Origin of the sequence: Bradyrhizobium sp. Bra78 (assembly GCF_024519855.1) — a bacterium.
GTDB lineage: Bacteria > Pseudomonadota > Alphaproteobacteria > Rhizobiales > Xanthobacteraceae > Bradyrhizobium > Bradyrhizobium japonicum_G.
The window spans coordinates 185305-199226 of record NZ_JALJRE010000004.1; the positions used below are offsets into that span (position 1 = coordinate 185305).

The 13922-nt window shown below is 65.8% G+C and carries 15 protein-coding genes; 7 read left to right on the top strand and 8 right to left on the bottom strand.

Going from position 1 to position 13922, the window contains the following annotated elements; all coding sequences use genetic code 11:
- The first annotated feature begins 31 nt into the window (after positions 1 to 31).
- Positions 32 to 829 (top strand): L,D-transpeptidase, encoded by a 798-nt coding sequence (locus tag OC450_RS11465; RefSeq protein WP_262047902.1) that lies wholly within the window; start codon positions 32 to 34, stop codon positions 827 to 829.
- A gap of 71 nt (positions 830 to 900) precedes the next feature.
- Here OC450_RS11465 and OC450_RS11470 read toward each other — a convergent pair whose 3' ends face one another.
- The 6 genes from OC450_RS11470 to OC450_RS11495 form a co-directional block, all read right to left on the bottom strand.
- Complete coding sequence (locus OC450_RS11470) at positions 901 to 1728, bottom strand: DUF2076 domain-containing protein (protein WP_211381415.1); 828 nt, start codon at positions 1726 to 1728, stop codon at positions 901 to 903.
- 127 nt (positions 1729 to 1855) lie between these two features.
- A complete protein-coding gene (locus OC450_RS11475) occupies positions 1856 to 2701 on the bottom strand; it encodes a ChbG/HpnK family deacetylase (RefSeq protein WP_256807055.1) in 846 nt (281 codons plus the stop codon).
- Positions 2698 to 3744 (bottom strand): glycosyltransferase family 2 protein, encoded by a 1047-nt coding sequence (locus OC450_RS11480; RefSeq protein WP_211381417.1) that lies wholly within the window; start codon positions 3742 to 3744, stop codon positions 2698 to 2700. The genes OC450_RS11475 and OC450_RS11480 overlap by 4 nt, the downstream gene beginning before the upstream one ends.
- A gap of 87 nt (positions 3745 to 3831) precedes the next feature.
- Positions 3832 to 4809 carry an ATP phosphoribosyltransferase gene (gene hisG / locus OC450_RS11485; protein ID WP_211381418.1) on the bottom strand — a complete coding sequence of 326 codons (978 nt, stop codon included), beginning with the start codon at positions 4807 to 4809 and terminating at the stop codon, positions 3832 to 3834.
- Between the two features lie 3 nt (positions 4810 to 4812).
- Positions 4813 to 5964 carry an ATP phosphoribosyltransferase regulatory subunit gene (locus tag OC450_RS11490; RefSeq protein ID WP_211381419.1) on the bottom strand — a complete coding sequence of 384 codons (1152 nt, stop codon included), beginning with the start codon at positions 5962 to 5964 and terminating at the stop codon, positions 4813 to 4815.
- A 324-nt stretch (positions 5965 to 6288) separates the two neighbouring features.
- The gene (locus tag OC450_RS11495; protein WP_249128796.1) at positions 6289 to 6507 is read right to left on the bottom strand and encodes a hypothetical protein; all 219 of its coding nucleotides are present in this window, start codon (positions 6505 to 6507) and stop codon (positions 6289 to 6291) included.
- A 225-nt stretch (positions 6508 to 6732) separates the two neighbouring features.
- Between OC450_RS11495 and OC450_RS11500 the strand changes: the two genes are divergently transcribed.
- Complete coding sequence (locus OC450_RS11500; protein ID WP_256807051.1) at positions 6733 to 7299, top strand: hypothetical protein; 567 nt, start codon at positions 6733 to 6735, stop codon at positions 7297 to 7299.
- Positions 7300 to 7426: 127 nt separating this feature from the next.
- Positions 7427 to 8320 carry a helix-turn-helix domain-containing protein gene (locus OC450_RS11505; protein ID WP_262047903.1) on the top strand — a complete coding sequence of 298 codons (894 nt, stop codon included), beginning with the start codon at positions 7427 to 7429 and terminating at the stop codon, positions 8318 to 8320.
- Here OC450_RS11505 and OC450_RS11510 read toward each other — a convergent pair.
- Positions 8317 to 9072 carry a 16S rRNA (uracil(1498)-N(3))-methyltransferase gene (locus OC450_RS11510; protein ID WP_256807047.1) on the bottom strand — a complete coding sequence of 252 codons (756 nt, stop codon included), beginning with the start codon at positions 9070 to 9072 and terminating at the stop codon, positions 8317 to 8319. The two genes, OC450_RS11505 and OC450_RS11510, sit on opposite strands and share 4 nt — an antisense overlap.
- A 209-nt stretch (positions 9073 to 9281) precedes the next feature.
- On the opposite strand from OC450_RS11510, the gene OC450_RS11515 reads away from it, so the two are divergent.
- Together OC450_RS11515 and ubiA are read left to right on the top strand one after the other, a co-directional pair.
- Complete coding sequence (locus OC450_RS11515) at positions 9282 to 9944, top strand: hypothetical protein (protein ID WP_211381423.1); 663 nt, start codon at positions 9282 to 9284, stop codon at positions 9942 to 9944.
- A complete protein-coding gene (gene ubiA, locus OC450_RS11520) occupies positions 9941 to 10873 on the top strand; it encodes a 4-hydroxybenzoate octaprenyltransferase (RefSeq protein ID WP_262047904.1) in 933 nt (310 codons plus the stop codon). Before OC450_RS11515 ends, ubiA begins: the two co-directional genes overlap by 4 nt.
- Here the strand turns inward: ubiA and OC450_RS11525 are convergent.
- Complete coding sequence (locus tag OC450_RS11525; protein ID WP_211381425.1) at positions 10870 to 11388, bottom strand: DUF6101 family protein; 519 nt, start codon at positions 11386 to 11388, stop codon at positions 10870 to 10872. The two genes, ubiA and OC450_RS11525, sit on opposite strands and share 4 nt — an antisense overlap.
- Positions 11389 to 11652: 264 nt before the next feature.
- On the opposite strand from OC450_RS11525, the gene OC450_RS11530 reads away from it, so the two are divergent.
- Positions 11653 to 13068: a TldD/PmbA family protein gene (locus OC450_RS11530; protein ID WP_262047905.1), complete on the top strand. Its 1416-nt coding sequence runs from the start codon at positions 11653 to 11655 to the stop codon at positions 13066 to 13068.
- Positions 13055 to 13873, top strand: coding sequence for an inositol monophosphatase family protein (locus OC450_RS11535; RefSeq protein WP_262047906.1), 819 nt, complete (start codon positions 13055 to 13057; stop codon positions 13871 to 13873). Before OC450_RS11530 ends, OC450_RS11535 begins: the two co-directional genes overlap by 14 nt.
- Positions 13874 to 13922: the final 49 nt, after the last annotated feature.

Consider the following 13922-nt stretch of genomic DNA (forward strand, 5'->3'; position numbering starts at 1 on the left):
TGATCTAGACGAAACAGTACAGAGTACGTCGATGTTCAAGAAAATGTCTGTGGCGCTGCTCGGCGGCGCTTGCACCTTCATTGCCGGCGCCGATCGCGCCAGCGCCTTCGACAACACGGTGCCGAACGATCCGCCCGCGGTGCTCTACCAGCCGCAGGTGCCGCCGGCGCCGGTGCGCGTCGCCTCCAATGCGAACATGGGCGGTGGCTTCATCGAGTTCCTGTTCGGTGACGGTCCGGGCCGCGGTCCGGCCTACTCACCGCAGCAGCCGGTGTATCAGCAACAGCCCGGCTATTACGACCAGCGCCGCCTGCCGCCGATGGGCGAGCCGCAAGTCCAGGGGGCAATTCAGCAGGACGCGGTCGACCCGCGCCAGCGTCAGTTCGATCCGAGATTCGAGAAACAATCCGTTGACTATAGCGGCAACGAAAGCGCCGGCACGATCGTGGTCGATACGCCGAACAAATTCCTCTATCTGGTCGAGGGCAACGGCCGCGCGATGCGCTACGGCATCGGCGTGGGGCGTCCCGGCTTCACCTGGTCCGGCGTGAAATCGATCACGGCCAAGCGCGAATGGCCGGACTGGACGCCGCCGGCGGAAATGATCGCGCGTCGTCCCGATTTGCCGAGACACATGGAAGGCGGCCCGGAAAACCCGCTCGGTGCCCGCGCGATGTATCTCGGCTCCACGCTTTACCGCATCCACGGCTCCAACGAGCCCTGGACCATCGGCACCAACGTTTCTTCCGGTTGCATCCGCATGCGCAACGAGGACGTCATCGATCTCTACGGCCGCGTCAATGTCGGCACCAGGGTCGTGGTGATGTAGGCGCATCGCGCTCGAAACAATAACGGCCGCCTCATCGGCGGCCGTTCTCGTTTGGCGCAGAGATAAAAGCGTCAGGCGTAATCGCTGCCGCCGTCGTCATTGCCGAAATCACTGTCGTCGGCGAGGTCGACGTTATCGTCGCCGTTGTCGTTCTGATCGTTGTAATTCCGGTCGTCGTTCGACGCCTGGTCGGCAAAGCCCTGGCGGGAAGCATCCCCGCGGTCCCGACTAGAGCCGATGTCGTCGAGGCCGGCATCGCGCGCGAGCGAGCCGCCCGACTGGTCGCTGCCGCTCCAGGGGCTGCGATCGCCCAAGGCATTGGTGTCGCCGAAGGCCTGCTGGTGCGATCCGCCCATCATGCCGCGGATGCTGGAGAGCAGCAGCGAGCCGCCGACGACGCCGGCCGCGGCTGCCGCCGCCGTGCCGAGGAACGAGCCGCCGCCACCGCCGACCGGCGGGGCGCCATAGCCCTGACCCGGACCTTGATTTGGACCTTGACCGTAAGCCTGCCCATAGGGCGGCTGGCCATAACCGGGCTGGGACTGCTGCATCGCCTGACCGCTGTTCCAGACCGGCCGCGCGTCGCGCGGCGGCACGTTCGGAACCGAGCCGCGCGACGGGCCCCCGCCGAACAGCGTGTCGCGCATCGTATCCAGGAAGCCGCCGGACTGCGCCTGCTCGGGCGCGTGCCCCGCCTCCAGCTCCTGAATGCGGGCATGGGCGCGCTTCAGCGCTTCATCCTGCAACAATACGGTCTGCACCAGCGCGTAGATCGCGCCGGGGGCCTTGCGCAGCCCGTCGGAGATGGCGGCGATCGCATCGGGATCGCGCGGTGCATTTTCCAGTTTCGAAAGCCGGTCGAAAAGCTCGTCGACGAGCTGGCGTTCCTGCGGCGTCATGATCTGTCTCCATCGCGCAAAACAAGCGCGAGGCAGATGTAGGGTTCCATTGTGGCCCCAACAGTGCCGGCTGGATTAAATTTCGGTATGCGACAAGCTGCCTCGCAAGGCCTGCTTTCCGCCGGTTTCATCCCAGCGTGACGCCGCTGTCCGTCAGCAGGCGCGCGAAGGCATCGCCGGCGAGATAGGCGTGCTCGCGTTCGCGGACATCCGTCATCGGGTCGAGGCCGGTGAGGACGTCGTCGACGAAGCCGGGATGGCACATCACGAGGCCGCCATCCGGCAGGCCTTCGAGGAATTGCCGCATCAACTCGCCGAAATCGGCGGCGCGGGTGAAATCATAGGCGCCGGCGAAACCGGGATTGAAGCCGAGGCCCGCGTCGCCGGCGCGCCGGCGAAACTGCGCGCTGAGAATGTCGAGCACCAGCGCCTTCGGCGAGGCAAGTCGCTGCGCCAGCGGCAGGTCACGGCCGCCCTGGCGCACCCAGGCTTTTGGCGCGATCTCGCTGACCGCGTCGACAAAGCCGTCGCGCACCTGCGGAAACAGCTGCACATGCTGGTGGCCGTCGATGAAATCGGGCACGCGTCCGAACGCCTCCGCGAACGCCGCCAGCTGCACCTTGACCTCGTTGCGAAAGAATTCGCGGTCGAGCCTTCGCGTCAGGCCTGCGCGCAGCAACTTCGGAAACGGGAGAAACATGTCGCCGTCGAGTGGACGGAAATGCATGGTGAGCGGCCGGAACGGCGCCGACAGCGTCACGTGCAGTCCGATCGCGCAGCGCGCATTTGTCTTCGCTGAAGCCTGAAGCGCCTCGACCTCGCCGCGCTCGATTGCCGGGCCCACCATCATGACCGAGGTGGCGTTGAGGCGGCCGCGTTCGATCAGGTCGCGGATGGCGCGATTGACACCCGGGCTGATGCCGTAATCGTCGGCGCAGAGCCAGATCCGCCGCAGCTCCGCGGCCGCACTCATTCGGCCGCCGTCCTCTTCGAGGCGTCGTCGGCCTTGTCGGTCTCGAAATGCTTTTCGCTGTGCTCGGCGACGAAGTAGATCGGGCGTGCCTTCAGCTCGGAAAGGATCTTGCCGATATATTCGCCGACGATGCCGATCATGATGAGCTGCACGCCGCCGATGGTCATCAGGCCGATCACGAGGGAGGGATAGCCGGGCACCTGCTTGCCGGTGGTCCAGACCTCCCAGAGGATCGAGAGGCCGAACAGGAAGGCGCCGCCGGCGAGGATCACGCCGAGCAGGCTGGCAAAGCGCAGCGGCGCCACCGAGAACGAGGTCACGCCTTCGATCGAGAGGCCCAGCAGACGCGCGGCGCTGAACGTCGTCACCCCATGGGTACGTGGCGCGGGCTCGTAGTCGACGCGGATCTGGCGGAAGCCGATCCAGCTCGCCAGACCCTTGAAGAAGCGATTGCGTTCCGGCAGCTGCCGGAGGGCTGCGACGGCGCGCGGCGACAGCAGGCGGAAGTCGCCGGCGTCCTCGGGAATCTTCTGGCGCGCGCCCCAATTGATCAGCGCGTAGAAACCCCGTCCGGCGAGCCGCCGCAGGAAGGGCTCGTTGTCGCGATGCGCCTTGGCGGTATAAACGACGTCGTAGCCGTCCTCGATCCAGTGCCGCACCAGCTGCTCGACCAGATCAGGCGGATGCTGGCCATCGCCGTCCATGAACATCACGGCGCCGAGGCGGGCATGGTCGAGGCCGGCCATCAGCGCCGCCTCCTTGCCGAAATTGCGCGACAGCGAGACGACCTGGACGTCGAGCGCGTCGGCCGGCAGGGTGCGTGCAATCGACAGCGTCGCATCCGCGCTGCCGTCGTCGACATAGACGATCTCGCAAGCGAGCCGATAGCGCTGCCGCAAGGTCCTGGCGAGTTCGCAGATCCGCTGGTGCAGGCCGGCGAGGCCCGCCGCCTCGTTGTAGACGGGGACGACAATCGACAGCCCCTTCGCGGCGGCGCTGGCTGCGGTGGTCGTCATGCCGGAAACGTCAGAGCCCAGCGTCATCGATCGAGGTCCCAGAGGCGTTCAAAGTCTTCACAACAGCATATGGTAGCTGCCGTTTGCTGTCGCTACGCTGAACGAACCTGGGGCTCACTGCCGCAGGAACGCCTCGAGCCTGGCGAACAGCGGGTTCTCCCGGTCGAAGACGTAGTCGAGCGAAACCACCGAGACGGTCTCGGCGCCATGCTCGCGCAGGAAGCTCGCCAGCGCATAGAGCTGCCCGGGCGGGCAGTGCAGCGTGAGCATGCCCGACGAGGTCGGCCCGCCGAACGGGGTCTCGACGCCGAACCGGCTGTGGGCTTCGCCAAGCAGGGCGGCGTCGCACTGTTTGAAGCGGGTCCGGACCTCGCGATATTTGTTGGCCCGCGCCCGTGCCGCGATGTGATCGAGGATGATACGCGCGGTCTCCCGCGCCTGCGGCGACCAGTCGGCGTCTTTCGAAGCGACCAGATTGGCCTGGCTGCGCAGCATCACGCCGTCGTCGAGCACCCGCAAGCCGTTGGCGGCGAGCGTCGCGCCCGTGGTGGTGATGTCGACGATCAGCTCGGCGGCACCGGCCGCCGGCGCGCCTTCGGTCGCACCGGTGCTTTCGACGATGCGGTAATCGGTGATGCCATGGCTCTGGAAGAAGGAGCGGGTGAGGTTGATGAACTTGGTTGCGACCCGCATCCGCATGTGATGCTGCTCGCGAAAGCCGGTGGTGACGTCGTCCAGGTCGGCCATGGTGCGGACGTCGATCCACGCCTGCGGCACCGCGACGACGACGTCGGCGTAGCCGAATCCGAGGCCCTCGATCAGGGACACGCGCTGGTCGGCATCGGCGATGGTCTCGCGCACCAGATCCTCGCCGGTCACGCCGAGATGCGCGAAACCGCGGGACAGCTGCGATGCGATTTCGCTCGCCGAGAGATAGGCGACTTCGACATTGTCGAGACCTGCGATGGTGCCGCGATAGTCGCGGGCGCCACCGGCCTTCGACAGCTTGAGGCCCGCACGGGCGAAGAAGGCCTCGGTATTTTCCTGAAGGCGGCCCTTGGAGGGAACGGCCAGAACGAATGGCGCGCTCATGACTTAAGCTCCCACCTTGCGGCCGATCCGGGTCAGCGCATCCACCCAGACCGAGAAACCAACCGCGGGGATCGGTTCGGCCGATCCAAGCTGGGTCATCAGCCCGTCATAGCGGCCGCCGGCGACCAGCGGCTCGGCGCCGTTGCCGCGGTGATGCAGCTCGAATTCGAAGCCGGTGTAATAGTCCAGGCCCCGTCCGAACGCGGTCGAGAAGCGGGTTCCCTTCACATCGATGCCGCGCGCGGCCATGAACCCGACCCGGCTTTCGAACTGGTCGATGGCGGCACTGAGGTCGAGCTTCGCATCATTGGTGAGCGCGCGCAGCTCGGCGACTGCGTCGTCGGGATTGCCCGATATCGACAGGAAGCGCTTGAGCACCGCGATCGCCTCGCGCGGCAGCGCGCCGCCCTTCAGCGTCGACTGCTCGAGGAAGCGGTCGGCGATCTCGGCCGTGGTGCGGCCGCCGACATTGGTGGTGCCGGCGATCGACATCAGATCGGTGACGAAGGCGAGCGCCGCCTTGCGGTCGGAGCCGGCAAGCGCTGCGAGCACACCCTCATACTCGCTGCGGGTCGCGGTGGTTGCGGCCGCCAGCCGCCCCAGGTCCTGCTCCAGGCTGATCTTGCGGTTGAAATCCTTGACCAGGCGGCGGCGCCAGACCGGGTAGAGGTCGAGCGCGTCGAGCAGCGCGTTGAACAGCGCCACGTCGCCGGTGCGGATCTCCACGTCACGGACGCCGAAGGCGGCGGTTGCCTCGAGCGCCAGCGCCAGCATCTCGGCATCGGCCGCTGCGCGGTCCTGCCGGCCGAATGATTCGATGCCGGCCTGAAGAAACTCGCTGGTCCGTCCGCTGCGGTATCGGAAGACCGGCCCCAAATAGCTGAATCCGGCCGGCTGGCCGGCGCGGCCGGAGGCGAGGTAATCGCGCGCAACCGGAATGGTCAGGTCCGGGCGCAGGCAGAGCTCCTCGCCGGAGAGGTCCGTGGTCAGGTACAGGCTCTTGCGGATGTCCTCGCCGGAGAGATCCAGGAATGGCTCGGCCGGCTGCAGGATCGCGGGCTCGGCCCTGACATAGCCGGCCTGCGCGAACGACAGCAGCAGCGTATCCGCCCAGGCGGCGGAGCCGGCAGCATTTGAGGTGGCAGTCGCGGTCATGACGGGGTCCATCGTCCCGGGTGGAACCGGGCAGGCAAGGGCGAGAGTTGGCGCAGCCCTTAGCATGGCCCGAAAGCGGTTTCGACCTCCAAAGGATCAATCGCTTAACGGTCGGCTTCCCGGATTTTTCATCGCGTTGCCGATGGCTTCGACGTGACCGGGCGGACTTGGGCCCTCAAGCTTCCGGACCGTTCGGCAACCAAATCGCAAAGCCTTGCTCTTCGTGACGGCCATTAGAGGTATTTAAATACCATATTGCCGTCACTTGGTCCCTTCCTGGTTTGGACAGGGAAGTCGATCGGCCACCCCAGCGACATACCCTCCTTATTCAGGCCGTCCAGCGATGTCTTCGGGCGCTTCGCCAAGCGATGTCTCGGGCGAGGCGAAGGCGAGTCCTGCCGCGTCGGGGATGGCCTCATCCGCGAGCTGCTCTGTCAGTTTGAGGATTCTCTGCCGCTTGCTCGGGTCGGTTATGCCGAGAAATGCTCTGATCAATCGCAATTCCTCGCGTCGCCGCATCTCGAATACGAGATCCTCGTCCATGGCCATGTCGTCCTGCGCAACTGCCAGCCGAATGGCGGCATCATCGAAGTAACTGGATACGGTGGTCGCGCGTCGGAGTTTCGGCAGGCAGGCATGCGACGGTCAGTCGCTCGGCCGGTCGCGAAATTGTCTGGCCAACGCGCCTCGATGCGCCTGGAACTGCAGGCCAGCCTCACAATGAGAAATTGAGGACGATAGGCAAGTCGTCGCATACTCATTTTGGGTATGCAGGGTGATCCGCTCGCCGCTGCCGTCGTTTACAAGATGAATGTTGGTTTCCGATTCATGCTCAATACTTCAGATGCTATCCGGACGGTCTCGCGACACACGCTTGCCTATATGCTGTTTTCGATCAGCGAGCTTTTCCGGCATTACGACGAGTTCGATCCGCTGGACCTTCTGATCGTTCATGCGATTCTGAATGCGAACGTCATAGGTGTGATGAACGATCCGTCGTTGGACGAGAGGTTTTCCAGCATTCATGCGGTCGAGCCGGATGTCATCAAGCAAGGGGTTTCTCGTGCGGCACTCTCTCGCTTCCTCAGCCTGCCACTCGAGACAGTTCGCCGTCGCGTGACGGGACTCAAGAGGCGGAAAATTCTCGCCGAGACCAAGGCCGGCCTCATCGTGACCGAGCAGAACGCATTCAGGTTCGGAAACAATCACGAACTGCAGAAGACCAACATGCTGCTGCTGACGAAGCTGCTTCGGGACCTCAGGCGCGCCGGAATCAACGGGCCGGATGATCTGCTCGCCGCCAAAGGCACCGCATCTACAAGGAAAGCGAAGTAAGCGGCAGGATATGGATCAAAGCCATCTCAACATTGCTCGCGACGGAGTGCAAAGATCGGCGACGGACGGTTTGCTGTCGTTTCAGGGGCTCAAACCGTCCTCAGCCCTCGAGCTCCGATCGTATGACATGGATCATTTCGATGAAAGCGAGAGATATGCCGGCGCATCCAGCATGCCGTTGTCTGCCGGGGCGACCGCAATCATGCGCGCGCGGCTCTGCTTGCCGACCCTGACCGTGTCTCTGCTGAGGACCTTCCCGCGGATCATTCGCGGCTATCAGCTGACGCATGCCGTCGCCGTGGTGGTGCCGATGGATCATGTGACCTCTGCCCGTATCAATGGGCAAACAATTGGTAGTTCCGTCCTCATTCTGGCAGGCGATTCCGATTGCCTCGTGTATGAGCCGGAGGGCCGTCTGATCGCCGTTATCTATTTCGCTCTCCCCCACCGTGAACCTTGGCCTCAACTGGGTGAGGGCTATCATTTGCTGAACCCGGCATCGAACGTGCTCGCCTCCCTGCGCGGCTTGATCTCCAACACGCTTGAAATCGCAGCACATGATCCGGGCTTCCTGAACGAGCCGGCGTCGCGCGCCATCGTCGAGCAATCCCTGCGCAGCAAGATGGAAGCCGCGATTGGCACCAGCGTGGGCGGCGGACCCGTGCCATCCACGACGGACGGCTATCGGCGGATCGTCGCGGATATGGAAAAATTGATCCGGCACGATCTGACGATCTGGCACAAGACGACCGAACTGGCGCGGCAGGTGGGCGTGTCCGTCCGGACGCTCCAGAGTGCCGCGCAGGCCATCTGCGGCATGAGTCCGCATCGCTATAGCCGGGTCTTGCGCCTCTGGTCTGTGCGTCGGCAACTGCGCATCGGCCCCGGGCGGCGCAGTGTGAAGTCCTGCGCGATTGCGCATGGGTTCTGGCATCTCAGCGAGTTCGCGGCGAGTTACAGGGCGGCCTTCGGAGAGCTGCCTTCCGAGACCCTGCACCGGTCGATGCGAGAGAGAGTCTAGCCGCTTCCGCCGCCCCAATCGCCCAGCACCGCCTGCACAAGGGCCAGCGCGGCTACCGCGGCCGTATCGGCCCGCATGATCCGGGGGCCCAGGGCCAGCCGCAGGATTTTGGGCTGCCGCAGCAGCAGCGCGCGCTCTTCCTCGGCAAAGCCGCCCTCTGGCCCGATCAATACGTCGATACCTTGTCTGGATTCGCGCGGGCCTTGCAGGCTCTGGATGGGGTTTTGGACCTCTGCCGCCTCGTCGCAGAAGATGAGCAGCCTGCCCTCGGCGCGCTGACTGAGATACCGTTCCAGCGGCACCGGCTCGGCAACAGTGGCGATGCTGAGAATGCCGCATTGCTCGGCGGCTTCGACCACATTGGCGCGCATCCGCTCGGTGTTGACCCGGGAGGCCTGGGTGAAGCGGGTCAGGACCGGCTGCAGCGTTGCGGCGCCCATCTCGATGGCCTTCTGCACCATGTAGTCGAGCCGGGCGTGCTTGAGCGGGGCGAAGACGTAAGCGATGTCGGGCAGCCGGTCCTGGAGCCGGGTCTGCTGGAGGATGACCAGGCCGTCCGGCCGCTTGCGACCTTCAATGGCAGCCTGCCACTCGCCGTCGCGGCCGTTGAATGCCAAAACCTCGGCGCCGGCGGCCAGCCGCAGCACATTGCCGAGATAATTGCTCTGGTCGCGGTCGAGCGCGACCCTGGCGTCCTGGGCAAGGGGGGCATCGACGAACAGGCGGGGGGCGCGGAAATCGTGGGAAGGCATCTTTCAAGGTCCGATTTGCCGCCGTTCTTAACCGAAACCCGCCATTTCGGGGACAAATATTGCCAAACTGGTGCGTCGGCGCGCCGCGCTCCTGCCCCATTCGACGGGTTGTTAAGCGCCGGCGGGAATCGTAAAATCGCGAACACGCTGGTTGCGCTTCAATTGGGAAGGCGCCGAACCCGTAAGCTCCTGCCGGAGAGACTGCCTTGATGATCCGTCATTTGATGGTTCCGATCACTGCCGCCATGGTCGCCATGGGCGCCGCCGGCGCCTATGCGCAGAGCGCCTTCCCGGCGCCGCTGCCTGGCCAGGCAGCGCCCGATCCCGCGTTTCCGCCTGTGAACGGCTCGGCCCCGGTCGCCTCCGTCGGCGGCGCGCCGCGCTCGTCCTTCCCCGTGAACGGTGCCGCGCCCGTCGGTGGCGCCGGCGCCTTCAGCGCGGCCCCGCCGACGCAAGGCGGACCCGGCGAGGACTGCATGAAGGCCTTCATTCCTCTGCGCGAGGACGCCGAGAAGCGTGGCAAGCTGATCAAGGCCGCGAGCGACCGTCACGCTGCGCCGGACGAGGCCTGCAAGCTGATCCGCAGCTTCGGCCAGGCTGAAGCCAAGATGATCAAGTACATCGAGTCCCACGCCGCCAAATGCGGAATCCCGCCCCAGATCGGCGATCAGATGAAGGCCGGCCACAAGAACACCGAGGCCATGCAGACGAAGGTCTGCAATGTCGCGCAGCAGATGCAGAACCAGCCGCGCGGTCCGGCCGGCCCGTCGCTGAGCGAGGTGCTGGGGTCGGGCACGGCGCCCGAGGCCAATGCCGGCAAGAAGGGCGGCAGCACCTTCGACACGCTCAACGGCAACGTCCTGACCCGATGAGCGATACATCCGCCCGCGTTGCCGATTCCACCGGCAACTGGGTCGATACCCGCGCGCCGCAATGGGCGCGGCCTTATCTGCGCCTGTCCCGTTTCGATCGTCCGATCGGCTCCTGGCTCCTGTTGATGCCGTGCTGGTGGTCGGCGGCGCTCGCCGCCGGCATGGCGCATGACGTCCGCGGCCTGCCGCTCATCATCGTCCTGTTCTTCATCGGCGCCTTCGTGATGCGCGGGGCGGGCTGCACCTGGAACGACATCACCGACCGCGACCTCGACGACAAGGTCGAGCGCACCCGCTCGCGGCCGCTGCCGTCGGGGCAGGTGAGCACGAAGCAGGCGCTGGCCTTCATGATCGCGCAGGCGCTGATCGGGCTCGTGGTGCTGCTGCAGTTCAACCGTTTCGCGATTCTGACCGGCATTGCCTCGCTGCTGATCGTCGCGATCTATCCCTTCATGAAGCGCGTCACCTGGTGGCCGCAGACCGTGCTCGGGCTCGCCTTCTCCTGGGGCGCCTTGATGGGATTTGCCGTCACCTTCGGACGCATCGACGTCACCGCGCTCGTGCTCTATGCCGGCGCGATTTCCTGGGTGATCGGCTACGACACGATCTACGCGCATCAGGACGCCGAGGACGACGCGCTGATCGGCATCAAGTCGACCGCGCGCCTGTTCGGCGCCTACACCCATCAGGCGCTGATCCTGTTCTACGGCCTGTCGGTGGTGCTGATCGGCGTGGCGCTGGCGTCCGGCGATGCGCGCTGGCCGGCCTGGCTCGGGCTAGCGGCCTTCGCCGTGCATCTGGCCTCGCAGATCGTGCGGCTGAAGATCAGCGACGGCGAGCTCTGCAAGCGGCTGTTCTATTCGAACCGGGATGCCGGGCTGCTGCTGTTTGCGGGATTGCTGGTCGACGCGGTGATGCGGTCGGCCTAATTCCTCGCGATGATCTCGCGTTCGCCCTGATGCACCGGCAGTTCGCGTGCGATGCCGGTGCGGCGGCGCATCAGGAATTTCGGACGGCGGGCGCGGATCGCGTTGGCGCGGCGACGGCGGGCTGCGGGCTTGCGGGCGCCTTCGTCGAGCTGCGGAAGTGCGAACAGCTCGCTCCACACGGCCCAGGCCTCGGCGAGATCGTCGCCGTCGGCGCTGACCAGCAGCGGAACGGAGAGCGAGGGGTCGCGATGCACGAGCACGAGGGTCTGCGCCTCGTCGTTGCCGCGCAGAGCGACGCCGGTGAAGTCGCTGACGCGGACGTTGATCGCCATCTGCATGCCGCGGACGGCACGGCGCAGCACGACGCGTTCGCGATGAAGCTCGATCTGCCTGGTGTATCCGTCGGCGCGCGGATCATGCGCATCGAAGCGGACCGGAAGGGAAAGAGGGTCGAGCCGCAAGCTGCGGCCCGACCCGGCGGGAGCGATCCCGCTTGTTGCTGTTTGACGCCTCACGGCTTCGTTCTCCCCGCCAGGATTATGTTCCCGGTCGATGCGAGGACCTTAGCGCGCGCCGCTCCGAAACCGCTTAAAAAGGCTGGTTAATCCAGCGTCACTGCGGGTCATGATTGACAAGACCTTGGCACGCATGATTGACGAGACGTTGCGGAAGCTTCGCGAATCTGAGCTTTCTGAAGCCTGAAAATGCTTGAAGTCCGCGCCAATCGGGCACATCTGTGGGTTCCGGTCCCGAACCCCCGCCCCAACAGGATTTCGTTTGTGAACCCTTCACCAAGCTCGACGCTTTCGCCCAAGGATTCCTCCAAAGAATCGTCCAAGGCCAATCGCGACCTGTTCGACCAGTCGGCGCTCTCCGATCTCGCGCAGCGGCTGGTCGAGGCTGCCAGGCGCGCCGGCGCGGATGCGGCCGACGCGGTCGCGGTGCGCGGCATCTCGCAAGGCGTCGAGGTGCGCGACGGGCGCGTCGAGGAATCCGAGCGGTCCGAGGGCGACGACGTCGGCCTGCGCGTGCTGGTCGGCCAGCGCCAGGCGGTGGTCTCGACCAACGACGCCAGCGGCGATGCGGTGACCAAGCTTGCCGAACGCGCGGTCGCGATGGCGCGCGTCGCGCCCGACGACAAATATGTCGGCCTCGCCGATCCCGCACTGCTCGCGCGCGACTTCCCCGATCTCGATCTGCTCGATCCCGACGTGCCCGCAACCTCGGAGCTCGAGCGCCGCGCGCTCGAGGCCGAGGCTGCCGCGCTCGCGGTGAAGGGCGTCACCAAATCCGGCGGCGCCTCGGCCTCCGCCGGCATGGGCGGCATGGTGCTCGTGACCAGCACCGGCTTCCACGGCTCTTACCTGCGCTCGAGCCAGGGCATCTCGGCGACCGCGATTGTCGGCGAAGGCACCGGCATGGAGCGCGATTACGACTTCACTTCGGCGCCGCATGGCGCGGACCTCTTGTCGCCGGAGATCGTCGGCCGCTCCGCCGGCGAGCGCACCGTGGCGCGCTTCAATCCGCGCAAGGTCGAGACCTGCAAGGTGCCGGTCGTGTTCGATCCGCGCGTTGCCGGCTCGCTGGTCGGCCACGTCGTCGGCGCCATCAACGGCGCCTCGATCGCGCGCAAGACCAGCTTCCTGAAGGACAAGCTCGGCCAGCAGCTGTTCGCGAAAAACATCCGCATCGTCGACGATCCCCTGCGCAAGCGTGGCCTGCGCTCGCAGACGTTCGATGCCGAAGGCGTGGCTGTGAAGAAGATCGCGCTGATCGACGAGGGCGTGCTGACGACCTGGCTGCTCGACTGCGCCACCGCGCGGGAGCTCGGCCTCACCACCACCGGCCACGCCCATCGCGGCGTCTCGTCCTCGCCGTCGCCCGGGCCGTACAATCTGCATCTCGAAGCCGGCACGCCGACGCCGGCCGAGCTGATCTCCGACATCAAGCAGGGCTTCTACGTCACCGACCTGATCGGCTCCGGTGTCAACGGCGTCACCGGCGATTACAGCCGCGGCGCGTCCGGCTTCTGGATCGAGAACGGCGAGCTCACCTATGCCGTGAGCGAGGTGACGATCGCAGGGCACCTGTTCGAGATCTTCACGTCGATGCAGCCCGCGAACAATCTCGAGTTCCGCTACGGCATCAATGCGCCGACGGTGCGCATCGAGGGTTTGACGCTTGGCGGACGTTGACGCGAACCCGACAGATCGATCCATCCTGACGCGCGACGCGGCGCTGCTGCAAGACGCGGTGCGGGAAGCGGGTGCTCTGGCGCGGTCGATGTTCCGCACCGAGTTGAGAAAGTGGACCAAGGGCGCGTCCTCGCCGGTGTCGGAAGCCGACATCGCCGTCAACGAGCTGCTGGAAACGCGCCTGCGCGCTGCGACGCCCGACTATGGCTGGCTGTCGGAGGAGAGCGCCGACGATGCCGCGCGGCTGTCGCGGCGGCTGACCTGGATCGTCGATCCCATCGACGGCACGCGCAATTACCTCAATGGCCATGACGAATGGTGCGTCAGCGTCGCGCTGGTCGAGGACGCTACGCCCGTCCTCGCCGCGGTGTTCGCGCCGACCAGCGACGAATTCTTCTTCGCGGCCCGCGGTCAGGGCACCACCCTCAACGGCGCGCCGGTGCGGGCAGCGTCCGGATCCGAGCTGGACTTCTCGCGTGTCGCGGGCCCGAAGCCTCTGGTCGAGCGCCTCAAGCCGTCGCTCGGCGAGATCATGCTGCATCCGCGAATCGGTTCGCTCGCGCTGCGGCTCTGCCGGGTCGCCCATGGCGCACTGGATGTGGCCTTTGCGGGGGGCAACAGCCATGATTGGGACCTTGCGGCGGCCGATTTGATCGTGCAGGAAGCGGATGGTAGGATGAGCGACCTCTCCGGAGATCCCATCCTCTATAACCGCCGGGAAGTGGCGCACGGGGTGCTGGTGGCAGCGGGTCGCGATCGACATGCGAACATTGTCGCGCATTTTCGAGCCCGCCCCTTGCCCTGAGCGCTTTCGTCCTGCTTGTCGAACACTGCTTTGCCGGGCAGCCCGTTAG

Bases quoted from the DNA above. Each gene is read 5' to 3' on its own strand.
- OC450_RS11465 (WP_262047902.1), top strand. From the start codon at position 32: ATGTTCAAGAAAATGTCTGTGGCGCTGCTCGGCGGCGCTTGCACCTTC.
- OC450_RS11470 (WP_211381415.1), bottom strand. From the start codon at position 1,728: ATGACGCCGCAGGAACGCCAGCTCGTCGACGAGCTTTTCGACCGGCTT.
- OC450_RS11475 (WP_256807055.1), bottom strand. From the start codon at position 2,701: ATGAGTGCGGCCGCGGAGCTGCGGCGGATCTGGCTCTGCGCCGACGAT.
- OC450_RS11480 (WP_211381417.1), bottom strand. From the start codon at position 3,744: ATGACGCTGGGCTCTGACGTTTCCGGCATGACGACCACCGCAGCCAGC.
- hisG (WP_211381418.1), bottom strand. From the start codon at position 4,809: ATGAGCGCGCCATTCGTTCTGGCCGTTCCCTCCAAGGGCCGCCTTCAG.
- OC450_RS11490 (WP_211381419.1), bottom strand. From the start codon at position 5,964: ATGACCGCGACTGCCACCTCAAATGCTGCCGGCTCCGCCGCCTGGGCG.
- OC450_RS11495 (WP_249128796.1), bottom strand. From the start codon at position 6,507: ATGGACGAGGATCTCGTATTCGAGATGCGGCGACGCGAGGAATTGCGA.
- OC450_RS11500 (WP_256807051.1), top strand. From the start codon at position 6,733: ATGCAGGGTGATCCGCTCGCCGCTGCCGTCGTTTACAAGATGAATGTT.
- OC450_RS11505 (WP_262047903.1), top strand. From the start codon at position 7,427: ATGGATCATTTCGATGAAAGCGAGAGATATGCCGGCGCATCCAGCATG.
- OC450_RS11510 (WP_256807047.1), bottom strand. From the start codon at position 9,072: ATGCCTTCCCACGATTTCCGCGCCCCCCGCCTGTTCGTCGATGCCCCC.
- OC450_RS11515 (WP_211381423.1), top strand. From the start codon at position 9,282: ATGATCCGTCATTTGATGGTTCCGATCACTGCCGCCATGGTCGCCATG.
- ubiA (WP_262047904.1), top strand. From the start codon at position 9,941: ATGAGCGATACATCCGCCCGCGTTGCCGATTCCACCGGCAACTGGGTC.